The sequence below is a fragment of the Bradyrhizobium sp. MOS002 genome (assembly GCF_003020115.1).
Lineage (GTDB): Bacteria > Pseudomonadota > Alphaproteobacteria > Rhizobiales > Xanthobacteraceae > Bradyrhizobium.
In genome coordinates this window covers 777323-800154 of the sequence record NZ_PYFX01000001.1, presented here as the reverse complement: position 1 = coordinate 800154, position 22832 = coordinate 777323, and the positions used below count along the sequence as shown (strand labels likewise).

The 22832-nt window shown below is 64.4% G+C and carries 22 protein-coding genes; 11 read left to right on the top strand and 11 right to left on the bottom strand.

Translation table 11 applies throughout. The features are described from left to right. The first annotated feature begins 103 nt into the window (after positions 1-103). On the top strand, positions 104-1954 hold the full coding sequence (locus C7G41_RS04050) for a feruloyl-CoA synthase (protein WP_106941325.1): 1851 nt from the start codon (positions 104-106) through the stop codon (positions 1952-1954). Positions 1955-2317: 363 nt separating this feature from the next. Here C7G41_RS04050 and C7G41_RS04045 read toward each other — a convergent pair whose 3' ends face one another. Then, positions 2318-2824: a MarR family winged helix-turn-helix transcriptional regulator gene (locus tag C7G41_RS04045; RefSeq protein ID WP_106941324.1), complete on the bottom strand. Its 507-nt coding sequence runs from the start codon at positions 2822-2824 to the stop codon at positions 2318-2320. Between the two features lie 84 nt (positions 2825-2908). Here C7G41_RS04045 and C7G41_RS04040 point away from each other — a divergent pair, with 84 nt between their 5' ends. Then, entirely contained in the window at positions 2909-4129 is a 1221-nt protein-coding gene (locus C7G41_RS04040; protein WP_106941323.1) for a cytochrome P450, read from the top strand. A gap of 44 nt (positions 4130-4173) precedes the next feature. Then, on the top strand, positions 4174-5385 hold the full coding sequence (locus C7G41_RS04035) for an ABC transporter substrate-binding protein (protein WP_106941322.1): 1212 nt from the start codon (positions 4174-4176) through the stop codon (positions 5383-5385). Between the two features lie 144 nt (positions 5386-5529). On the opposite strand, the gene C7G41_RS04030 is transcribed toward C7G41_RS04035, so the two are convergent. Continuing rightward, positions 5530-6792, bottom strand: coding sequence for an NAD(P)/FAD-dependent oxidoreductase (locus C7G41_RS04030; RefSeq protein ID WP_106941321.1), 1263 nt, complete (start codon positions 6790-6792; stop codon positions 5530-5532). 298 nt (positions 6793-7090) lie between these two features. On the opposite strand from C7G41_RS04030, the gene C7G41_RS04025 reads away from it, so the two are divergent. Continuing rightward, positions 7091-8263, top strand: coding sequence for an ABC transporter substrate-binding protein (locus C7G41_RS04025; protein ID WP_106941320.1), 1173 nt, complete (start codon positions 7091-7093; stop codon positions 8261-8263). A gap of 191 nt (positions 8264-8454) precedes the next feature. Here the strand turns inward: C7G41_RS04025 and C7G41_RS04020 are convergent, their stop codons facing one another. The 9 genes from C7G41_RS04020 to C7G41_RS03980 all read right to left on the bottom strand — a co-directional run bounded on the left by C7G41_RS04020 (position 8455) and on the right by C7G41_RS03980 (position 17316). Beyond that, positions 8455-10326 (bottom strand): bifunctional sugar phosphate isomerase/epimerase/4-hydroxyphenylpyruvate dioxygenase family protein, encoded by a 1872-nt coding sequence (locus C7G41_RS04020; RefSeq protein WP_106941319.1) that lies wholly within the window; start codon positions 10324-10326, stop codon positions 8455-8457. Further along, complete coding sequence (locus C7G41_RS04015; protein ID WP_106941318.1) at positions 10323-11060, bottom strand: ABC transporter ATP-binding protein; 738 nt, start codon at positions 11058-11060, stop codon at positions 10323-10325. The genes C7G41_RS04020 and C7G41_RS04015 overlap by 4 nt, the downstream gene beginning before the upstream one ends. A gap of 11 nt (positions 11061-11071) precedes the next feature. Next, positions 11072-11815: an ABC transporter ATP-binding protein gene (locus tag C7G41_RS04010; RefSeq protein ID WP_106941317.1), complete on the bottom strand. Its 744-nt coding sequence runs from the start codon at positions 11813-11815 to the stop codon at positions 11072-11074. After that, positions 11812-12810: a branched-chain amino acid ABC transporter permease gene (locus C7G41_RS04005; RefSeq protein WP_106941316.1), complete on the bottom strand. Its 999-nt coding sequence runs from the start codon at positions 12808-12810 to the stop codon at positions 11812-11814. The genes C7G41_RS04010 and C7G41_RS04005 overlap by 4 nt, the downstream gene beginning before the upstream one ends. Then, complete coding sequence (locus C7G41_RS04000) at positions 12807-13682, bottom strand: branched-chain amino acid ABC transporter permease (RefSeq protein ID WP_106941315.1); 876 nt, start codon at positions 13680-13682, stop codon at positions 12807-12809. The genes C7G41_RS04005 and C7G41_RS04000 overlap by 4 nt, the downstream gene beginning before the upstream one ends. A gap of 179 nt (positions 13683-13861) precedes the next feature. Further along, positions 13862-14992, bottom strand: coding sequence for an ABC transporter substrate-binding protein (locus tag C7G41_RS03995; RefSeq protein ID WP_106941488.1), 1131 nt, complete (start codon positions 14990-14992; stop codon positions 13862-13864). A 59-nt stretch (positions 14993-15051) separates the two neighbouring features. After that, positions 15052-15930, bottom strand: coding sequence for a shikimate dehydrogenase (locus C7G41_RS03990; protein WP_106941314.1), 879 nt, complete (start codon positions 15928-15930; stop codon positions 15052-15054). A 142-nt stretch (positions 15931-16072) separates the two neighbouring features. Beyond that, complete coding sequence (locus C7G41_RS03985; RefSeq protein ID WP_106941313.1) at positions 16073-17011, bottom strand: LysR family transcriptional regulator; 939 nt, start codon at positions 17009-17011, stop codon at positions 16073-16075. A gap of 128 nt (positions 17012-17139) precedes the next feature. Further along, positions 17140-17316: a hypothetical protein gene (locus C7G41_RS03980; protein WP_106941312.1), complete on the bottom strand. Its 177-nt coding sequence runs from the start codon at positions 17314-17316 to the stop codon at positions 17140-17142. A gap of 167 nt (positions 17317-17483) precedes the next feature. Between C7G41_RS03980 and C7G41_RS03975 the strand changes: the two genes are divergently transcribed. The 7 genes from C7G41_RS03975 to C7G41_RS03945 all read left to right on the top strand — a co-directional run bounded on the left by C7G41_RS03975 (position 17484) and on the right by C7G41_RS03945 (position 22830). Beyond that, positions 17484-18212: a LuxR family transcriptional regulator gene (locus C7G41_RS03975; protein ID WP_106941311.1), complete on the top strand. Its 729-nt coding sequence runs from the start codon at positions 17484-17486 to the stop codon at positions 18210-18212. An 82-nt stretch (positions 18213-18294) separates the two neighbouring features. Further along, the gene (locus C7G41_RS03970; protein WP_199198117.1) at positions 18295-18954 is read left to right on the top strand and encodes an acyl-homoserine-lactone synthase; all 660 of its coding nucleotides are present in this window, start codon (positions 18295-18297) and stop codon (positions 18952-18954) included. A 1-nt stretch (position 18955) separates the two neighbouring features. After that, positions 18956-19174 carry a hypothetical protein gene (locus C7G41_RS03965; RefSeq protein WP_106941309.1) on the top strand — a complete coding sequence of 73 codons (219 nt, stop codon included), beginning with the start codon at positions 18956-18958 and terminating at the stop codon, positions 19172-19174. Between the two features lie 316 nt (positions 19175-19490). After that, a complete protein-coding gene (locus C7G41_RS03960) occupies positions 19491-20408 on the top strand; it encodes a branched-chain amino acid ABC transporter permease (RefSeq protein WP_007615745.1) in 918 nt (305 codons plus the stop codon). Continuing rightward, entirely contained in the window at positions 20405-21349 is a 945-nt protein-coding gene (locus C7G41_RS03955; RefSeq protein ID WP_106941308.1) for a branched-chain amino acid ABC transporter permease, read from the top strand. Before C7G41_RS03960 ends, C7G41_RS03955 begins: the two co-directional genes overlap by 4 nt. Then, positions 21342-22109 carry an ABC transporter ATP-binding protein gene (locus C7G41_RS03950; RefSeq protein ID WP_007615741.1) on the top strand — a complete coding sequence of 256 codons (768 nt, stop codon included), beginning with the start codon at positions 21342-21344 and terminating at the stop codon, positions 22107-22109. Before C7G41_RS03955 ends, C7G41_RS03950 begins: the two co-directional genes overlap by 8 nt. After that, positions 22102-22830 (top strand): ABC transporter ATP-binding protein, encoded by a 729-nt coding sequence (locus C7G41_RS03945; protein ID WP_106941307.1) that lies wholly within the window; start codon positions 22102-22104, stop codon positions 22828-22830. The genes C7G41_RS03950 and C7G41_RS03945 overlap by 8 nt, the downstream gene beginning before the upstream one ends. The last annotated feature ends 2 nt before the right edge of the window (positions 22831-22832 follow it).

Below are 22832 nucleotides of genomic sequence, written 5' to 3'. Positions count from 1 at the left end.
GAAGATTGTTGTTGACGACAACAATTGGCATGCCCAACATTATGACCAACGCGGCCCGCGACGAGGCTGCGGCCGATCCCGGCTTTCGGGCGAGGAGGAAACCATGACAGCCGCCTCACGCGGTGATGCTTCGAGCCTGTTCGCGACACCCAGAACCGTTGCCGAGCATCGTGCCGACGGCAGCATCGTGCTGCGTTCGCCCGACCCCTTGCGCGACGGCGCGCGTTGCGTCGGCGACTGGCTGGAGCAATGGGCGCGGCAGAAGCCCGATGCGATTTTCCTCGCCGAGCGCGGCAGCACCGAAGCGCCGTGGACCAGCGTCACCTATGCGCAGGCGCTGCGCCAGGTGCGCGCGGCAGCATCCTGGATTCTGGCGCAAGGTCTCAGCGCGGAGCACCCGCTCGCGATCCTCTCCGACAACAGCATCGATCATGCGCTGCTGGCGCTGGCGGCTCAGCATGTCGGCGTGCCCTCGGCGGCGATCTCGCCGGCCTATTCGCTCATGTCCAAGGATTTCGACAAGCTCAAGAGCATGATCACGCTGCTGGAGCCCGGCGCGATCTACGTCTCTGCCACGATGCCGTTTGCAGCGGCGCTGGCCGCGATCAAGCCGCTGCATAGCGCGCAGATCATCAGCGGCAATGCCGACGATGCCGATGCACTGGCCTTCCGCAGCATCGCGGCAACGCCAGAGAGCCCCGACGTCGCAAAGGCCTTTGCCGCGGTGACGCCCGCGACGATCGCAAAGCTCCTGTTCACTTCGGGCTCGACCGGCGCGCCGAAGGCGGTCATCAACACCCAGCGCATGCTGACGTCCAGCCAGCAGGCCAAGGCGCAGACCTGGACTTTTCTCGAACGGGGGAACGACGATCTCGTCATTCTCGACTGGCTGCCCTGGAGCCACACGTTCGGCGCCAACCACAATTTCAATCTTGTGCTGCGCAATGGCGGCTCGCTCTATATCGACGGCGGCAAACCAGCGCCCGGTCTGTTTGCGACGTCACTCGCCAATTTGAAGAGCGTGATGCCGACGGTCTATTTCAACGTGCCGCGCGGCTTCGACATGCTGATCGCAGCGCTGCGCGGCGACGAGGCGCTGTGTCGCCGCTTCTTCAGCGAGGTGAAATTCGCGTTCTATGCAGGTGCCGCCCTGCCGCAGAATCTGTGGGACGCGCTCGAAGAGCTCTCCGTCGAGACCGTTGGCCGCGCGATGCCGATGGTCTCGGCGTGGGGCTCGACCGAGACGTCGCCGCTGGCCGCCGACTGCCATTTCCTCGCGGAGCGCTCGGGCAATATCGGCGTGCCCATCCCCGGCACCGAATTGAAGCTCGTCACCTCCGGCGACAAGCTGGAGGTGCGCGTGCGCGGCCCCAATGTCACGCCGGGCTACTGGAAAGCGCCGGAGCTGACCAGGCAGGCGTTCGACGACGAGGGGTTTTATCTCATCGGTGATGCCGTGAAGTTTGCCGATGCGAAGCGGCCCGAGCGCGGCCTGTTCTTCGACGGCCGTGTCGCGGAGGACTTCAAGCTCAATTCCGGCACCTGGGTTAGTGTCGGCACGCTGCGCGTCGCCGGCATCGCCGCGTTGGCGCCGCTGGCGCAGGACATCGTCGTCACCGGCCATGGCGGCGACGAGGTGCGCTTCCTGGTGTTTCCGAACATCGCGGCCTGCCGCGCGCATGCCGGCCTGCCCGAGACCGCGGGCGTGAACGACGTGCTCGCGCATGGCGAGGTCAGAGTCGCGATCGCGCAGGGGCTCGCGAAGCTGAAGCAGCAGAGCGCCAACTCCTCCGGCCACGCCACGCGCGCCCTGCTGCTCGCCGAGCCGCCGTCGGTGGACGGCGGCGAGATCACCGACAAGGGCTACATCAACCAGCGCGCGGTGCTGACGCGCCGCGCCGATGCGGTGGCGCGGTTGGATGACAGCGCGTCGGGCGAGTGGATCGGTCTTTAGGCATTCACTGACCACGACGGCGCTCGGTGACCGACGCGCGCTCCCTCCACATCGTCATTGCGAGCGCAGCGAAGCAATCCAGAATCCCGCCTCGGAAAGACTCTGGATTGCTTGGCTGCGCTCGCAATGACGGGGATGGGCCGGGCAGCTCGCTAAATACGCCAGCCGACCTGCCGCATTATCCTGCATGATTCTTTTGTTGCCTAAGCAACTAATTTATGCGAACCGTTCCAGACAAGGATGACGGCGGAGGAACCGCCGCGTCGGATATCGGAGGAAGCAATGCTTGGCAGAGAGGGTGCCGCGGGCGAACGCCGGCACATGCCTGGACATGACAGGGCACAGCGCCCCGCGCGTGGCCCGTCAGGTCTCGGTGCTGCCGGTCACCGCGCCGAGATTTTCGTGCAGGCGGCGCAACAGGTCGATCAGCACCTCGCGCTCGTCCTTGTCCAGACAAGACAACAGGCGCCGTTCGCGCTCGAATGCCGCGACGATCACCTTGTCATGGGTGGCGCGGCCCTTCGCCGTCAGCGAGATCGAATGGGTGCGCCCGTCATTGGGGTCGGTGCGGATCGACACCAGCCCGCGCTTCTCGAGGCCGGCCAGCGTCCGGCTCACCGGGCCCTTGTCGAAACCGATGACGTGGCAGATGCGCGAGGCGGGAATGCCGGGCTCGATCGCCAGCAGCGACATGATCCGCCATTCCGTGACATTGACGCCGAACTGCCGCTGATAGAGCGCGGTGGCGCTGTTCGAGAGCTTGTTGGCGATGAAGGTGATGAACGCGGGGACGTAGCGGTCGAGATCGAGCGTCGGTCCCGTCTCGGCGGGCGCAGGTTTCTGGCGGGCTCTGGTCGAAGACGGCGGCATGTCGGGATTCTGTCTTGCGGCGTGTCCGAAAGACCTAAGGGTAAGCGCCGCCTTTTCACAAGATCAAAATGAGGGAGAACTTCCATGAGCACTTCCAGCTCCCCGGAAATCAACGGTTCGTCGGCCGTCCCGCATCTCGACGTCGATCCCTTCGACATGAATTTTTTCGCTGATCCCTATCCCACGCATGAACTGCTGCGGGAGGCCGGACCTATAGTCTATCTCGACAAGTGGAACGTCTATGGCGTGGCGCGCTATGCCGAGGTTCATGCCGTGCTGAACGACCCCGCGACGTTCTGCTCCAGCCGCGGCGTCGGCCTCTCCGACTTCAAGAAGGAGACGCCGTGGCGGCCGCCAAGCCTGATCCTCGAAGCCGATCCACCCGCGCACGCCCGCACCCGCGCCGTGCTCTCGAAGGTGCTGTCGCCGACGGTGATGAAGGGACTCCGCGACCGCTTTGCGGCGGCAGCGGAAGAGCGCGTGGACGCGCTGCTGGAGAAGCGCAGCTTCGATGCCATCACGGACCTTGCTGAGGCCTATCCGCTGTCGATCTTCCCGGATGCGCTCGGGCTGAAGCCTGAGGGACGCGAGAATCTCATTCCCTATGCGAGCCTGGTGTTCAACGCCTTCGGCCCGCCAAACCAGTTGCGCAAGGAGGCGATCGCGCGCTCGGCGCCGCACCAGACCTACGTTACCGAGCAGTGCCAGCGGGACAACCTCACGCCCGGCGGCATCGGCGCCTGCATCCACGCCCATGTCGACGAGGGTGCCATCACCGCGACCGAAGCGCCGTTGCTGGTGCGTTCGCTGCTGTCGGCGGGCCTCGACACCACCGTTAACGGCATCGGTGCAGCGGTCTACTGTCTCGCGCGCTTCCCGGAGCAGTGGCAGCGCCTGCGCGGCGATTTCACGCTGGCGCGCAACGCTTTCGAGGAGGCCGTCCGTTTTGAAAGCCCGGTGCAGACCTTCTTCCGCACGACAACGCGCGAGGTCGAACTGTCAGGCGCGACCATCGGTGAGGGCGAGAAGGTGTTGATGTTCCTGGCGGCTGCCAATCGCGATCCGCGGCGCTGGGACAAGCCTGATAGTTACGACATCACCCGCCGCACGTCAGGCCATGTCGGCTATGGCTCAGGTATTCACATGTGCGTCGGCCAGCTGGTCGCGCGGCTCGAAGGCGAGACAATGCTCACGGCTCTGGCCCGCCGGATCGCGAAGATCGAGATCACGGGCGAGCCACAGCGCCGCTTCAACAACACGCTGCGCGGGCTCGACAGCCTGCCTGTAACCATCACGCCGGGCTGACGCTGCCGGCATCGGAAATAATCAATACGACAGGGGAGGGAATAATGAAGAACTTGAAGTGGACGTTTGCGCTGGCCGCGAGCCTGATTGGCGGCGCGGCAAATGCCGAGATCTCCGACAATGTCGTGCGCGTCGGCGTGCTCAACGACATCTCCGGCATCTTCCAGGACACCAACGGCATGGGCTCGGTCGAGGCCGCGCGCATGGCCGCTGAGGATTTCAACGGCGGCGGCAAAGGCATCAAGGTCGACATCGTCTACGCCGATCACCAGAACAAGGCCGATGTCGGCAATGCCATCGCGCGCAAATGGCTCGATGTCGAGGGTGTTGACGCCATCGTCGACGTGCCGAACTCGGCCGTTGGTCTCTCCATCAACACGCTGCTGCGCGACAGCCGCATGACGTTTCTTGCATCGTCCACCGCGAGCTCCGATCTCACCGGCAAGGCCTGCTCGCCCAACACCATCCAGTGGGTCAACGACGCCTGGGCCACCGGCAACACCACGGCGGCGGCGATGATGTCGCGCGGCGGCAAGGACTGGTATTTTCTCACGGTCGACTACGCACTCGGCAAGGGCATCGAGGCGGAAGCCCAAAAATACATCGAGGCGCATGGCGGCAAGGTGTTGGGCTCCTCTAAGCATCCGCTCGGCACGTCCGACTTCGCGTCGTTCCTGTTGCAGGCGCAGGGCTCCAAGGCGCAGGTGATCGGGCTCGCCAATGCCGGCGGCGACACCATCAACGCGGTGAAGCAGGCGGCCGAGTTCGGGATACAGCAGGGCGGACAAAAGCTCGTCGCCTTCCTGCTCTTCATCAACGACGTCCACGGCATGGGCATCAAGGTCGCGCAAGGGCTCCAGCTCATGGAGGCCTTCTACTGGGACATGAACGACGACACCCGCGCTTTCGCCAAGCGCTTCGCCGCGCGGCCAGGCATGAACGGCAAGATGCCGAGTGGCAACCAGGCCGGAGTTTATGCCTCCACGCTCGCTTATCTCAACGCGGTCGCCGCGACCGGCAGCGACAATGCCAAGGACGCCGTGCCCGAGATGAAGAAGTTCAAGGGCAAGGACAAGCTGTTCGGCGACACCACGATCCGACAGGACGGCCGCGTCGTGCATCCGATGTATCTGTTCGAGGTGAAGAAGCCGGAGGAGTCGAAATATCCCTACGACTATTACAAGCTGGTCTCGACGATCCCAGCGGATCAGGCGTTCCGCCCGCTGGCGGAGGGCGGGTGCGAGCTGGTGAAGTAAGTCTCGTGCCCCGGACGCAGTGCGGCGCGTAGCGCTGCGCTGCAGAGCCGGGGCCCATGACTGCTGCGTCCTATGACTGCTGGGTCCCGGCTCAGCGTCGCGTCATTTCATGCCGCGCCGCGTCCGGGACACGAGTGGAGCGCTCTACACTACCTTACTACTCCCCTGCGTAATCAGCCGTGCGGCCCGCTGGTCGCGGGCGTAGATCCAGAGCCAGCTCAGCGCGACGCTGAGGCGGTGGCGCAAACCGATCAGGAAGTAGATGTGGGCGATGCCCCAGATCCACCACGCGACGGTGCCGCGCAGCTTGATGCGGCCGAAGTCGATCACGGCGAGCCGCTTGCCGATCTGCGCGAGGCTGCCGGAGTGCTTGTAGCGGAACGGGCCTGTCGGCTCCTGGCGCAGCCGCGCCTTAATGGTCTCGGCCACGTGACGGCCCTGCTGCTTGGCGGCCGGCGCGATGCCGGGCACAGGCTTGCCGTCCCAGGCGTTGATCAGAACGGTATCACCGATCGCGAAGATCTCGGGATGCCTTGGTATCGTCAGGTCCGCCTCGACCTGCACGCGCCCGGCACGATCAGCCGGTGCGCCCAGCCACTCGGCTGCGGGCGAGGCGCGGACGCCGGCGGCCCAGATTCGTGTCTTGGCTTCGAGCAGCTTGCCGCCGAACACCACGCCCTCGCGATTGATCTCGGTGACGGCCTGTCCCAGCACGACCTCGACGCCGATCTTCTCCAGCGAGGCCTGCGCATAGGCCGAGAGGTCGTCGGGGAAGCCTGCGAGCACGCGCGGACCCGCTTCGATCAGCACCACGCGGGCCTTGTGCGTGTCGATATTGCGGAAGTCGGCGGGCAGCGTGTGATGCGCCATTTCGGCGATGGTGCCGGCGAGCTCCACGCCCGTTGGACCGGCGCCGACGATGACGAAGGTCAGCCGCGCCGCGCGCTTTTCCGGATCCGTCTCGCGTTCGGCGCGCTCGAACGCCACCAGGATGTGACGGCGCAGCGTGGTCGCGTCCTCCAGCGTCTTCAGGCCGGGCGCGAACTGCTCCCATTCGTCGTGACCGAAATAGGCATGCCGCGCGCCGGTCGCGAGCACCAACGTATCGTAAGGCACCTCGCTGCCGTCGTCGATCAGCACGCAGTGTCTGTCGGCGTCAACGCCGCTGACGGTCGCAAACAGCGTCGTCACATCGCGCCGGTCGCGCATCAGGTGCCGGACCGGCCATGCGATCTCGCTGGTGGCGAGCGAGGCGGTGGCGACCTGGTAGAGCAGCGGCTGGAACAAATGATGGTTGCGGCGGTCGATCAGCGTGATCTCGACCGGGCTGCCGGCGAGGCGGTGGGTCGTCTCCAGCCCGCCGAAACCGGCTCCGACGATGACGACGCGATGCGGTGTCGTGGTCATGATGCGCCCCTCCGAATCTCGCGGCTCTATCCTCATCTAAACGCTGATCAGGCGCCGCGGTCCAATAGCCGTCATCAATCGCTGAATAGGCCTGGCGTATCGATATCCCGCGAACAAGCGCCGCAGCCTCAGTCGAAGTAAGTAGCATTATATTTCTTGCTATCGCCATTCGGGGCGAAATATGGTGCAGGGCGGGCGCTGAACCATTGGCGGCGCGACAGATTTTGCGTTCAATAGAGATGACCCGGGGGCGGCAATCACCCCGCTTCCGGGCATAATAATATGGAGGGGAGTTGTTATGAGGACGGCATTCTGGCTGGCAGGCGCAGCGGCGCTGGTGCTGGCAGGCCCGGCATCCGCCGGCGACACCATCAAGATCGGCTTCGTTTCGACCTTCAGCGGCCCGACCGCCGTGATCGGCAACGACATGCGCAACTCGTTCGAGCTCGCGCTGGATCACATCGGCCGCAAGATGGACGGCAAGCCGGTCGAGGTGATTTACGAGGACGACGGGCAGAAGCCCGATGTCGGCAAGCAGAAGACCGAGAAGCTGGTGCAGTCCGACAAGGTCGACTTCATCGTCGGCTACATCTGGTCGAACGTGCTCTTGGCCTCGCTCAAGACCGCCGTGGACTCGCAGACCATCCTGATCTCGGCCAATGCCGGTCCGTCGCAGCTCGCCGGCGAGCTCTGCTCGCCTTACGTGTTCTCGACCTCCTGGCAGAACGACCAGACGCCGGCCGCCATGGGCCTCTACATGAACCAGAAGGGCGTCAAGAGCGTGTTCCTGATCGGCCCGAATTACGCCGCCGGCAAGGACATGCTCGCGGGCGTGAAGAGCACGTTCAAGGGCGAGGTCAAGGGCGAGGAATACACGGTGTGGCCGAGCCAGCTCGACTTCTCCGCCGAGCTCTCCAAGGCGCGCGCCTCGGGCGCCGAGTCGATCTTCGTGTTCTATCCCGGTGCAGCCGGCGTGCAGTTCCTCAACCAATATTCGCAGGCCGGGCTCAAGAGCACGATGCCCCTCTACACGGCTTTCACCGTCGACGAGCTGTCGCTGCCGCTGCAGAAGGAGAACGCGCTCGGCGTTCCCGGCGCGCAGGAATGGGTGAATGATCTGCCCAACGAGCAGAACAAGCGCTTCGTCGCCGACTACCGCAAGAAGTACCCCGGCCTGCGCCCGACCTATTATGGCGCGCAAGCCTACGACGCGGCCCAGCTCATCAACAGCGCGGTGGTCGCGGTGAAGGGCGACACCAGCAAGAAGGACGCGATGAAGGCCGAGATGGAGAAGGCCAACTTCAAGTCGCTGCGCGGCCCTTTCAAGTACGGCAAGAACCACATCCCGGTGCAGAACTTCTACCTTCAGGATGTGGTCAAGGACGGCGAAGGCCAGCTCTCGCTGAAGACGGTCGCGACCATCGTCGAGAACGACCAGGATCGCTTCCACGACAAGTGCGCGATGAAGTGAGCTGATTGCTTCTCCCTCTCACCGTTCTTACGGGGAGAGGGAGGGGTGAGGGGCTGCCTCTACCGGCAAACCTGTTTCTGACTCTCACGCTCCCTCCACGTCATTGCGAGCGAAGCGAAGCAATCCAGAGTCTTTCCACGGAGGGATTCTGGATTGCTTCGCTGCGCTCGCAATGACGGTCTCGATAGAGACTACACCCGCGGCATACTAACGGGCCGCACCTCGCGCGCTTGCGCCGCAAGCCTGATCCCGGCATTGGCCGCGCCGAAGCCCTGATAATCCCTTCGCTCCACGATCTCGAAGAAGAAGCGCTCGTCGAAGATGTGGGTGTAGACCTGGAAGAACTCCCCGTCGCCTTCGCGGTCGTAGAGAATGTGGTTGGCGCGCAGCTGCGCCATCAGCTCGGGCGCCAGATCGTATTTGGCTTCGATGTCGTCGTAGTAATTGTCAGGGATATCCAGGAAATCCGCGCCGCGCTTGCGCATCTCCGCGACCGCCGCAAAAATGTCCCGGCAGGTGAACGCGACATGCTGCACGCCCGAGCCGAAAAACTCCGAGATGAAGCGGGCCGGCAGCGTACGGTTGGCGGATGAGCCGTTGAGCACGAAGCGCAGGCTCTGGTCGCCGTTGATGACGGCCTGGCTTTGCACGAGGCCTCTGGGATCGGCGATCTCCATCTGCGGCAGCCGTTTGAGGTCGAGGATGCCGGTGTAGAACAGTAGCCACGACAGCATCTCGTCATAGGGCATCGACTGCGCGATGTGATCGACTGCCAGCAGGGCGTCTGCTCCGGCGTCGCTCGGGACCGGTTCGAAATCCGTGTCCCAGTTCTTGCCGGCTTGGTCGAGAAAATACAGCAGGCTGCCGCCGACGCCGTGAATTGCGGGAATCTCGAGCTCGCCCGGTCCGACCGGCTGGTAGAAGGTGCGCGCTTTCAGTGCCTCGGCGCGCTGCATGACGAGGCCGGCATTGTCGACGTCGAGCGCAATGGCGCAGACGCCGGGGCCATGCGTCACGTAGTGCGAATGCGCAAAGCCGTCGGTCTCGGAGTTGACGACGAGCTCGACCTTGCCTTGCGACCAGCGTTCCACCGCCTTGCTGCGATGCTTGCCGGTCTTTCGGAAACCGAGCTGCGCGAGCAGGCGGGCGAGTTCGCCGGCCTTGGTCTCGTTGACGGCAAACTCGATGAAGCCCGTGCCTCCACTTTTGGGCTTCGGCGCCAAGGGCTCGCTGACGAGCTTCGGCCAATCCGCTGCAAGCTGGTCCTCCAGCAGGATCAGCGAACGCAGGCCGTCGACCGCGGTCTGCACGGCCGAGCCGGCGCGGAATTGGTCGTTGAAGATCTCCAGCGACAGCGGCCCGGCATAGCCGGTCGCCGCGATCGCCGCCATGAACTCGCCGACCGGCAGATCGCCCTGGCCGGGGAAGGAGCGGAAGTGCCGGCTCCACGACAAGATGTCGAGTTCGAGCTTCGGCGCGTCCGCAAGTTGGACCAGGAAGATCTTGTCGCCGGGGATCGAGGCCATCGCGCGGACCGGAAAGCCGGGGGCCAGTGCGTGAAAGCTGTCGAGGATGATTCCGATCGCGGGGTGATCTGCGCGCCGCACGATCTCCCAGGCGTCGCGGTAATCGTTGACGTGGCGTCCCCAGGCCAATGCCTCGTAGCCGACGCGCAAAGACCGTTTGGCCGCGCGCTCGCCAAGCTCACGAAAATCATCCGCGGCGCGGTCGATGCCGCCGAGCGCGGCCGGCGACACGTTGGAGCAGATCAGCAGCAGATCGGTGCCGAGCTCCTGCATCAGGTCGAACTTGCGCATCGCACGGGCAAAGTTGCGCGAACGCTGCGGCTCCGGCATGCCCTCGAAATCGCGGAACGGCTGAAACGCGCAGATCTCGAGATTGAGGTCGCCGCAGAGCTTTGCGATGTCGCGCGGGCCTGCGCCGAACGACAGCAGATCGTTCTCGAAAATCTCGACCGCGTCGAACCCGGCGGACGCGATGGCGCGGAGCTTTTCGTCGAGGGCGCCGGAGAGAGAGACTGTTGCGATCGAGCGTTTGGTCATGCTGCGTTGTCCTCCATCGCGCCGCCGAGGAACAATTGTCCGATGCGGGGATCATTCAAAATGCGCTTCGCGCCGTCGATCATGCGGGTCTGGCCGAGCTCCAGCACGATGCCGATGTCGGAAATCTCCAGCGCCGAGCGTGCGTTCTGCTCGATCATCAGAATGGTGACGCCGCGGTCGCGCAGGGATTTCAGGATGTCGAAAGTCTGCTGCACCATCAGCGGCGACAGGCCGATCGAAGGCTCGTCGATCAGCACGAGCTTCGGTTCGAGCAGCAGCGAGCGAGCGATTTCGAGCTGTTTCTGCTCGCCGCCGGACAGCGTGGAGGCCTGCTGCGTCGATTTCCGCCGCAGCGCCGGGAACAGGTCGAGCGCGGCCTCGATCCGGCTCTGCAGGTCGATGCCCTTGCCGGCGGAAACGCCGCCGAGCTCGACGTTGTGGCGCACCGACAGCTCGGGAAAGATGTTGCGGCCCTGCGGCACATAGCAGATGCCGGCATTGAGCAGCGCGCGCTGGCTCAAATTGGTGACGTCGCGGCCGGCGAAGCTGATCTTGCCCTCGCGCAGCTTGAGCAGGCCGAAGATCGCCTTGAGCACGGTGGACTTGCCGGCGCCGTTCGGGCCGATGATGGTGGTGATGGTGGCCTGCGGCACGGCGAAGGTGGTGCCGTTCAGGATCGTCATCTTGCCGTAGCCGCCGACGAGATTGTGGACCGAGAGGATCGGATCGCTCATGGTGGCTCTCCCTAGTGTCCGAGATAGGCTTCGATCACGGCAGGGTCCTTGCGGACCTCGTCGGGCCGTCCCATCGCCAGCACCTTGCCTTCCGCCATCACCATCACGCGCGAGCACAGCGACATCACGAATTCCATGTTGTGCTCGATCACGACGAAGGTGGCATTCTTCTCGCGGTTGATCGCGACCAGGCGATCCTTGAGGTCCGCCAGCATCGACGGGTTGACGCCGCCGGCGGGTTCGTCGAGCAGCACCAGCCGCGGTCCGCCCATGAAGGCCATGGCGGCGTCGAGCAGTTTTTGCTGGCCATAGGAGAGTCCGCCGGCCGGCTCGTCTGCGAGATGATCGAGCTTGAAAAAGCCGATCATCTGGTTGGCGGCGTCCGTCAGTCCGGCATCGGAGCGGCCGACCAGGCGCGAGGCCATGCTGCCCTGGTGCTCCTGTCCTGCCAGGATCAGGTTCTCGCGCACCGAGAGTTTTGGGAACACTTGCAGGAGCTGGAAGGTGCGGCTGACCCCGAGCTTGTTGAGCTCGGCGGGTCGCAAGCCCGTGACGACCTTGCCGTCGAGCCTGACCTCGCCGCCGCTCGGCGTCAGCTGGCCGAGGATGCAGTTGAACAGGGTCGACTTGCCGCAGCCGTTCGGGCCGATCAGGCCGAGGATCTCGCCCTCGCGGACGTCGAAAGAGACGCCGCCGACGGCGCTGATGCCGCCAAAATTCTTCTTGATGTTGGTGACTTCGAGGACCGCGCTCATTGCACCGGCTCCAGCCGGGATTTTGCGACGGCGCGTAAGGCGGAGGCAGCCTTGGTTCGGCGCTCGGCGAGATAGCGGTCGAGGATGCCCAGAATGCCGGTCGGCGACCAGATCAGCAGCCCCATCACCGCGATCGCGTACAGCATCAGATAATAACCCTCGGTGAAGCGCAGCCATTCCGGCAACAGCACGGCGATCATCGCGCCGAGGAACGGCCCCAGGAAGAATCCGGCGCCGCCGACGATCACCATCATCAGGAGGTCGAGCGAGAGCGACAGGTTGAACGGCACGGGATCGATATATTGCGTCAGCGGCGCATAGAGCGCGCCGGCGACGCCGCCGAGCGCGGAGCCGATCGCGAACGCCATCAGCGTATAGCGTCGGGTGTCGACGCCCAGCGACTGCGCCCGCAGCGGGTTTTCGCGCAGCGCCATGAAGGCGCGGCCCCAGGGCGAGCGGATCAGCCACCACACTGCGAGCGACACGATCGCGAGCGAGCCGAGACAGACATAGTAGAACGGCAGCGGCTTGCTGGTCGCGATGCCGAAGATGTGCGGCCGCGGAATGTTGGAGATGCCGTAGATGCCGCCGGTGAGCCAGCTCTCGTTGCGAAATACCAGGAAGGCCAGCGTGGAGAAGGCAAGCGTGACGAAGGCGAGGTAGTGGTGCTGCACCCGCAGCGCGGGATAGCCGAGCACCCAGCCGACCGCGAAGCTCAAGCCGATCGCGACGACGATCGCCGCCGGCAGCGGCCAGCCATGCGTGGTCATGATCGCCGCGGCGTAAGCGCCGATGCCGACGAAGGCGCCCTGTGCCAGCGAGACCTGGCCGGCATAGCCGAGCGTGAGGTTGAGGCCCATCGCGGCGATGGCCATCACCGCCCACTGGCTCAGGATGAATAGGCCATAGCGGTTGAAGTTCATGGGGACGACGATCAGCGCCGCGATGATGATGAGGCCGAACGCGATCTTGAGAGGTTTGGCGAAGCCGCTCATACGGTGCGCTCCTCGGCGCGGCCGAGCAGGCCCTGCGGCCGGAACAGGATGACGGCAATCAGGAAGAGCATCGGCACGGCGGCGCGGTACTGCGTCGAAACATAGGCGGCCGCGAGATTGTCGAGCACGCCGATCAGGAGACCGCCTGCGATCGCGCCGCGCACCTGATTGAACCCGCCGACGATCGCGGCGATGAAGGCGGCCTGGCCCAGCACCTCGCCCGACGTGAATTTCGCGAGGTAGATCGGCGTGATCAACAGCGAGGCGAGAGCGACCAGGAACGCGTTGATCAGGAAGGTCAGGAGGATCATGCGCTCGACCGGGACGCCGATGATGCGCGCCACCGTCGGGTTCTGTGCCGCCGCCTGCATCTGGTGGCCGAGCGAAGTGCGGTTGAGAAGCGCAGTCAATCCGAAGACGGCAAGGATGGCGAGGACGAGGACGCCGATGCTTTGCAGCGAGATCGCATGGCCGAGGATGGAGACGTCGCCGGTCGGCACGATCGAGGGGAAGGGTGAGGCTTCGGCGCTGAAGAACTGTTTTACGGCCTCCTTGAGGCCGATCGCGAGCGCCATGGTCGCGATCGCGAGCGGCAGCACGCCATGGCGCATCATCGGATCCACCAGCAGCATCTTGAAGGCGAGGCCGAGCAGGAGCATCGAGAGTAGGATGCCGAGGATGATCGCGAGCCAGAACGGCGCGCCGGCATGCATCGCCGCCAGCATCAGGAACGCCGGCAGCATCACGAACTCGCCTTGCGCGAAATTGATGGTCTGCGAGGTCTGCCACAGCAGCGTGAAGCCGACCGCGACCAGCGCATAGATCGCGCCGGTGGCAAGTCCCGCGACCACAAGATCGAACAGATTGGACATTTTCTCCTCTCTCTCTCTCTCTCTCTTCTCCCTCTCCCCGCTTGCGGGGAGAGCGTCGGGGTGAGGGGGAACCTCCGCGAGGTCGCTGAGAGTTGGACTCGTGGAGGCTCCCCCTTACCCGGAATTTGCTTGCGCAAATTCCGGCCTCTCCCCGCACGCGGGGAGAGGCGAAGAACACCTCACTTCACCTTCGGCAGCACCTGCTTCACGACCTGCTTGCCTTCGATCACCTCGACCAGAAAGCTCTGGCGATCGATGTCGCCGGTGTCGCTGAAGGTGACGTCCATCAGGATGCCCGGCTCGTCCGCGGCCTTGATGGTCAGGCCATGCAGATTGTCGGCGAACGCCTTGGAGTCGACTTTGCCCATTTTGTCCGTCGTGGCCTTCACCATGTAGACCGCGAGATAGCCCTTCAGGCCGTTATGGTCGGGCACGTAGTTGTACTTCTTCGCGAACTTGTCGCGAAACGCCTTGATCAGGTCGACCGGCGCATCGGTGGTGAGACCGACATGGCCGCGCGCGCCTTTGGCGGCGTCGCCGGCAAGCTCGATCACCTTCTGCCCGATCAGCGTGGTCTCGCCCATCAGCGGCGCGGTGACGCCCTGGCGCTTCAGCTCTTTGAGGATGCGCGCGCTCTCTTCCTCGTTGAGATAGACGAACACGGCGTCGGGATTGGCGGCCTTGATCTTGCCCACGTCGGCGGCGAAATCGGCCTGGCCCGCTTCGGTGGAGAGATCGGCGACGACCTTGGAGCCGAGACGGTCGAGGTCCTTGACGACGACATCGCGACCGCCGCGGCCGAAATCATTGTTGACCCAGACCACCGCGACAGACTTCGCCTTCATGTCGTCGTGAATGTATTTGGCGACCTTCGGCATCGACGATTGCTGGCCGAACGAGGTGCGGAACAGGAATTTGTTTCCTCCTTGCGTCAACTCGGCGGCTTCGCCACCCATGATCTGCGCGATGCCGGCCTCGGCCGCCAGTGGCGCGGTCACCTTCACGGAGCCGGAATACCCGGGTCCGAGCAGCACATAGGGCTCGGCGTCGAGCGCCTTTTGCACCTGCGCGCGCGCGACCCCCGGGTTGGATTGCGAGTCCGCATGAGTGACTTCGAGCTTGCGGCCGAGCACTCCGCCCTTGGCGTTGATCTCCTCGATCGCGAGGTCGATGCCGTTCTTCCAGTTGGTGCCGACGGTGGCGCCGCCGCCGGACAGCTCGGCGACGTCGGCGAGCTTGATCGCCTGGGCGTGGACACTGGTTGCAGTCGCGAAGGCAAGCAGGGCGCCCGCCAGAATGGTCGATTTCATGGTCTCTCCTCCGATTTTTTCGTTGATGTTGCGCGCGGCCTTGTGTCCGGCCACTTCGGTTATGCTGCGTGATAGGCCGAGCTTCGTGCCGCCATCACCTCGTCGAATGCCTCTCCCATGACCTCGGTCGACGGGGCAAGGCCCGTGAACAGTTCGAAAGCATCGGCGGCCTGGTAGATTGCAAGCTCCCGCCCGGTCATGATCCGCGCGCCCTTGGCCTGGGCGGCCGCCAGCAGCGGCGTGATCAGCGGTGAGTAGACGGCATCCGCAACCCACAATTTTTCATGCAGCAGCGTGGCAGGGACAGGCATGCCGCGGTTCGGCAGCATCCCGACCGGCGTGCCGTTGACGAGGCCGGTCGCGCCTTGCAGTGCGTCCTCGATGCTCGACGCCAGCCTTGCGACGCCCGGGGCGGCCAGCAGGGAGACGAGCGTCTCGGCGCGCGCCGGCTCGCTGTCGAAGACGCGGATGTCGGTCACGTTCAGGCTCGCCAGCGCAAACGCGATCGCCTTGCCGACGCCGCCGGCGCCGATCACGGCCACCGCGTTGCCGGACGGCGCCAGCAATGGCGCCACCGCGCGCGCGAAGCCGGTGGTGTCGGTGTTGTGGCCGGTCAGCCGTCCGTCCCTGACGACGACGGTGTTGACCGCGCCCATCGCGGCGGCGCCCGGCGCCAGCTCGTCGAGCAGCGGGACCACCGCTTCCTTGTAAGGGTAGGTGACGTTGACGCCGGCAAAGCCGAGCCGCCGCACGCCCTCGAGCATCATGCGGAGCCCGTCCGCGTCGGCGCCGGCGACCTCGATGAGCTGGTAATGGCCGCGCAAGCCCAGCGCCTCGGCGGCGCGCTCGTGCATGGCAGGGGATGCGGAATGCGCGATCGGCGCGCCGATCAGGCCGGTGAGGAGCTTTTTGCTGGCGGCGTATCCGCGCTTGGACATGGTTCGCTATCGTCTCGTTGGGAGCGTTCGGTCCCAGCCATTAGCGGAGAAATCCGCGCAATTCCAAGGGAGCTTCCGAGCGACGATAGCCTTTCCCTCGCCTAACACAATTACCCATTTATGGGGCAAACCTAACATAATGTTATTTTCTTCGCCCCCGCGCCGGGGTGGCCTTGCCGGTGACGCGGGACGGCTCCACCGCACGCATCTCGGTGCGCAGGGACTCGATGAAATACTCGACGTGAAGCGACAACGGCGCGCCGCGCTTCACCGCGATATAGGTGTCGAACCGCGTCGGCTCGGTGATCTTCAAGAGCTCGATGCCGGGATAGCCGCCATGGGCGACCGTGAACTGGTCGATGATGGCGATGCCGAGTCCCGCCTTCACCAGCGCGCAGACCGTCGTGCCGAAGCGCGCGCGAATGGTGATGTTGTAGGCGAGCCGGTTGCGCGCGAAGATCTCGGCCATGATCCGGCCGTAGGGGTCGTTGGGATCGATGCCGATCAGCGGATAGCGGGTGATCTCGGCCGCGGAGACCTGCTTGCGGCCGGCGAGTTCGTGGCCTGATGGCACGATGCAATAGAGCTCGCCGGAAGCGAGCGGCATGAAGTCGAGGCCGGAATGGTCGAGCCGATAGCTCATCGCGACGCACTCGCCGCGGCCGAGCAGGAGATAGTCGATCGCTTCCTCGAGCTTGAGGATGTTGATGTCGATGCCGAGGTCGGGATAGCGGCGGCGGACGCGCTCGATCGCGCGCGGCACCATCACCTGCGAGATGCTCGGCACCGAGCCAATCCGCAGCTCCGACAATCCGCCGCGGCCGATCTTGGAGATGAGCTCGGAGAGGTCGTCGACCTTCTTGTAGACGCCGTTGATCTGCTCGAAGATGTTCTCGGCTTCCGGCGTCGGGAAATAGCGGCCGTTCTGGCGCTGGAAGAAGCGGATGCCGAGCGAGCGCTCGGTGTATTTGACGAGGCGGCTGATGCCCGGAGCCGACACGTTCAGCAGCTTCGCCGCGCCGCCGATAGTGCCCGTCACCATCACGGCACGGATCACTTCAACCTGGCGCAGCGTCATCATGTCCTGGGCATCCGAAAGATAATCCTCGGCGGCGATTATCTCACGAGAGCCATGATGTCAGCCAGCGGTAAGGGCGGCCAGCGAGGCGCAGGATCTGTTGTAGCGGCGTCGGCTGCCGCAACTGCGTGCTAGCTCGCCGGTCCTTCCGGCGAGGCGCTCTCTACCGGCCTGGTGCGCTCGCTTTGCAGCACCCCGCGCGCGAACTCGATGATCTTCTGCTTGTTTGCCGTTTCGCGGACGGCGAAAAACACGCGGTTGAGTTCCAGGCCGAGCACGCTGTTGAGGGCGATGTCCTCGTCTTCCATCGTGGTTTCCCCGCTTCAGACGTCACAGGTGTAACTTGACGTCCCTTCTTCCACAAGTAGATTAAACCTTCGGGGTCAATGGGATACCGGGAAACTACGGAATCGCTCAATTGAGGCAGTGCCTAAAGACGTGCTATATCGCACAGCGAGGGTCAGGAAACGCACCGATGTCCGCCGTGGATTATGGCCGGGAAGCGCTCGACTTCATCGAGGGGCTTGGGGCCTATCGCAAGGTGCCCGACGCCATGAATGCGCTCGAATCGGCCTTTGGTCGCTTCGGTTTTGAAACCATCATCGTGACGGGGTTGCCCAATCCCGACCAACAGTTTGCACAGATGGTGCTCGCCAAGCGCTGGCCGGCGGGATGGTTTGGTCTCTACACCGAAAATAACTACGACCGTTTCGATCCGGTGGTGCGGCTGTGCCGCCAGTCAGTCAACCCGTTCGAATGGTCGGAAGCACCCTATGATGCGGAGCTCGAGCCCAACGCGGCCGAGGTGATGAACCGCGCCACCGATTTTCGCATGACGCGCGGCTTCATTGTCCCGATCCACGGACTCACCGGTTACGAGGCCGCGGTGTCGCTCGGAGGCGTCCATCTCGACCTCAATCCCCGCAGCAAGCCGGCACTGCACCTGATGGCGATGTATGGCTTCGACCACATTCGCCGTCTGCTCGATCCGGCGCCGTATCCCTCGGCACGCCTCACCCCGCGCGAGCGCGAGGTGATCTCCTGGGCCTCGCAGGGCAAATCGGCCTGGGAAATCGGCGAGATACTGCACATCACGCAGCGTACCGCCGAAGAGCATCTTGCAACCGCCGGGCGCAAGCTCGGAGCCGTCAACCGTACGCATGCGGTTGCACTGGCGATTCGCAACAAGATCATCAATCCCTAAGCGACGTACTGGGAAATTTCCCAATATCGAACCATCCTCTTTTCGCAGAGGGTGCCCTCATTGAGGACGAATGGGGGCTTTCATGATTCACGCCATTTCTGCAGTAAATCGCCACCTTTACGAAGATGTACTTGATCAGCATTTCCGGCTGCGGCACGACTTTTTCGTCGAAGAGCGGCGCTGGGAGACGCTGCGCAGGCCGGATTGTCGCGAAATCGATTCCTATGACGACGAGGACACCGTCTATCTGCTTGCGCTGGAGGGACGCCGCGTCATCGGCGGTCACCGGCTCTACCCGACCACCAAGCCTTCGATGATGAGCGAGGTCTTCCCGCATCTGGCGGCCGTGCGCGGCTGCCCGGCGGATCCGCTGGTCTGGGAATGGTCGCGCTACTTCGTCGTGCGCGATCGCCGCGACGGCGCGCTCAACCTGCAACTGATGGCGGCGGTGCAGGAGTTCTGCCTCGGTCAGGGGATCGCGCACGTCAGCGCAATTATGGAAACCTGGTGGCTGCCGCGCTTCCATGAGGCCGGCTTCGTCGTGACCCCGCTCGGTCTGCCCGCTCTGGTGGAGAATGCGTGGACCATGGCGGCGACAATCGACATTCGTCGCGAGACGCTCGATGCCCTGCATGATCGCATCGGCGTGCCTACGATCGTCCAACAGGACGGCCCGCGTCTGGACGCCGTCGCCCGTGCCAACCTCTGCGGCCTCGCTGCCGCGCAACGAAAGAGCGCCTGAGATGTCGAACATGATGCGGGACAGCCAGATCATGGCACAGATCAGGGACGAAAATCTCGGCTACATGTCCGACATGGCGCTCGAACTTGCGCAGATGGCGGAAGACACCGGATTGGCGACGCTCGCCTATCTGTTCCGGATGGCGGCGCTGGAGGCCTCGACAGCCAACAGCGTGCTCGCCGAGCCGGATGACCTTCCCCGGCAGATGACGTCGCACTAGGCGCATACTTCCCGACGTTGCGAGGAATTTCACACCCTCTCCCCGGCAACGGGGGGAGGGTGATCGGTTTGGGTGCGTCAGCTTGACCCAGCCTGCACGGCAGCGTTCTTGCAGAGTGGTAGCTTCTTGCCGAGAGGCGCTCGATCGCATGCATCGGCATGCAACAAAGTGCATGTTTGGTGTCGAATCGCTCTTGCCTCGGAACGATACTGCCATTACCCATTTTTCCGCCTTGTACAGGCAGGGGGAGCTCTTTCACTGATGGCGACCGTGTTCGAACATCGGCGCGAACCTGCGTGCGCCTGAAAGAGTTTTGATGCTGCTCGTCGTCGAACAGTTCTTGAACGGATTGCAGTTCGGCCTGCTGCTGTTCCTGCTCGCCGCCGGCCTGACGCTGGTGTTCGGGATCATGGATCTCGTCAACCTTGCGCACGGCTCGCTCTACATGATGGGCGCCTATTTCGCCGCGACCTTCGCGGCCTGGACCGGCAGCTTCCTGCTCGGCGCGCTGCTGGCGCTCGGCGCGACGCTCGTGCTCGGCATCGTGCTTGAGATGACCGCGCTGCGGCATCTGTACGGACGCGACCATCTCGACCACGTGCTCGCGACCTTCGGCCTGATCCTGTTCTTCAATGAAGCCGTGCGGCTGATCTGGGGGCCGGCCGGGCTTGCGCTGCCGCTGCCGGCCTGGCTCACCGTGCCGGTGCCGATCCTGCCGGGTATTCACTATCCCGCTTATCGCCTCGCCATCATCGTCGTGGCGCTGCTGGTCGCGCTGCTGCTCTATCTCGGCGTGATGCGCACCCGCATCGGCATGCTGATCCGGGCCGGCGCATCCAACCGCGAGATGATCGGTGCGCTCGGCATCAACATCAAGCTGCTCTACACCCTGGTGTTCGGCCTCGGTGCCGCGCTCGCCGGTCTTGCCGGGTTGATGCAGGCGCCGATCCTCACCGTGCAGATCGGCATGGGCGAGAACATCCTGATCCTCGCCTTCGTCATCATCGTGATCGGCGGAATCGGTTCGATCCGCGGCGCGTTCCTGGCCGCGATCTTCGTCGGCATGATCGACACGCTCGGCCGCGCCTTCCTGCCCAATCTGTTGCGGCAGGTGCTGAGCGGCGCCGCGGCCTCCACCGCCGCGCCCGCGCTGTCGTCCATGCTGATCTATCTGCTGATGGCGATCGTGCTGGTGGTGCGCCCGGAGGGGCTGTTTCCGGCCAACCGTCGATGAAGACTTTTACTGTAGCTAAGGCCGTCACGGCCCTGATGCTGGCGGGCCTCGTGCTGCTGCCGCTGTATTCGCAACTCTCCGGCAACATCTTCATCCTGACGCTGTTCACCCGAATCGTCATCCTGGCGCTGGCGGCCGCGAGCCTCAACCTCATCATGGGTTTTGGCGGCATGATGAGTTTTGGCCACGCCGCCTATCTCGGCATCGGCGGCTACGCGGTCGGCATGCTGGCGCAGGAAGGCGTGGGAAGCGGCTTCATCCAGTTTCCGGTCGCGCTTGCGGCCTCCGCGACTTACGCCGTCGTGATCGGCGCGCTCTCGCTTCGCACGCGTGGCGTTTACTTCATCATGATCACGCTCGCCTTCGCGCAAATGGCCTATTACGTCGCATCGGGGCTGGCGCGTTATGGCGGCGATGATGGCCTCACCATCTACAAGCGCAGCGACTTCTCCGGGCTGGTCAATCTGTCGAACCGCACGCAGTTCTATTATCTCTGCCTCGCCTGCTTGTTCGGCGTCGTTTTCCTGATCTGGCGCATCGCCAATTCGCGCTTCGGTCTCGTCCTGCAGGGCCTGCGCTCCAACGAGCAGCGCATGCAGGCGATCGGCTTTCCCTCGAAACGCTACCAGCTGGTCTGCTTCGTCATCTCCGGCATGATGTGCGGCCTTGCCGGCGCGCTGCTCGCCAACAACACGGATTTCGTTAGCCCGGCCGCGATGTACTGGACGCGTTCCGGCGACCTCATGGTGATGGTGATCCTCGGGGGCATGGGCACGTTGTTCGGTCCGGTCATCGGCGCGGTGGTCTATTTGCTGCTGGAAGAATTCTTGTCGCAGCTCACCGAATACTGGGCGCTGATCATGGGCCCGATGCTGCTGCTGATCGTTCTGTTCGGCCGCGGCGGCATCATGGGCCTGCTCGGGAGGCTCAATCGTGGCTGAGCCGCTGCTCCGTGTCGACAGGCTGGTGCGCCGCTTCGGCGGCATCATTGCGACCGACAACGTCTCGCTCGACGTCGCGGCAGGTGAGCTGCACGCCATCATCGGCCCGAACGGCGCCGGCAAGACCACGCTGATCAGCCAGCTCACCGGCCATTTGGAGCCGCATTCCGGCAGCGTCTCGCTGGCGGGGCGCGACATCACCTACCTGCCGGCCTATCGCCGCTGCGCGCTGGGCCTCGCACGTTCGTTCCAGATCACCTCGCTGCTGCTCGACTTCACCGCCGCGGACAATGTCGCGCTCGCGGCGCAAGCGCATGCCGGCACCTCGTTCCGCTTCTTCGCCGATGCACGCAAGGAGAAGGGCCTGCGCGATGCCGCGCATGCCGCGCTCGACCGCGTCGGTCTCGCCCATCGTGCCGATGTCCTGGTGTCCAGGCTCAGCCATGGCGAGCGTCGCCAGATCGAGCTGGCGGTTGCGCTGGCAAGCAAGCCGAAACTTTTGCTGCTCGACGAGCCGATGGCGGGCCTCGGCGTCACCGAGTCCCAGCGCATGGTGCAGCTGCTCCAGGAGCTGCGCAAAGAGGTCTCGATCGTGCTGGTCGAGCACGACATGCCGGCGGTGTTTGCGCTGGCCGACCGTATCTCGGTGCTGGTCTATGGCCGCGTCATCGCCTCCGGCGATCCGGCCGCGATCCGCGCGAACGAGGACGTCAAGCGCGCCTATCTCGGCGAGGCGCACGTGGTGACGCACCATGGCTGAAAAACTGGCGGGTGACACGCTGCTCGAGGTTGACGGCATCGAGACCTGCTACGGCCTGTCCCAGGTGCTGTTCGGCTTGTCGCTGTCGGTCAAATCAGGCGAGATGGTCTCGCTGATGGGCCGCAACGGCATGGGCAAGACCACGACCATCCGCTCCATCATGGGCCTGACGCCGGCGCGCGCAGGCAGCATCCGCTTTGCGGGCTCGGAAGTGCGGACGCAACCGTCCTACAGGATCGCGCAACTCGGTGTCGGCCTCGTCCCCGAGGGGCGGCAGATCTTCCCGAACCTCACCGTGCGCGAAAACCTGGTCGCGGCCGCCGCCGATCGTTTCGACAGCAGCAATCCCTGGACGCTTGCGGCGATCTACGTGATGTTTCCGCGCCTCGCCGAGCGCGCCTCCAACATGGGCAACCAGCTCTCCGGCGGCGAGCAGCAGATGCTCGCGATCGGCCGCGCGCTGATGACCAACCCGAAGCTCCTCATCCTGGATGAAGCGACCGAAGGTTTGGCGCCCCTGATCCGCGAAGAGATCTGGAGCTGCCTGTCGCTGCTCAAGAGCCGGGGACAGTCGATCTTGGTCGTCGACAAGAACGTCGACCACCTGGCCCGCATCTGCGACCGCCACACCATCATCGAGCGCGGCAAGACGGTGTGGAGCGGCACCTCGGATGAACTGTTGGCCGAGCCGGATCTGCAGCACAAATATCTGGGGATTTGAGG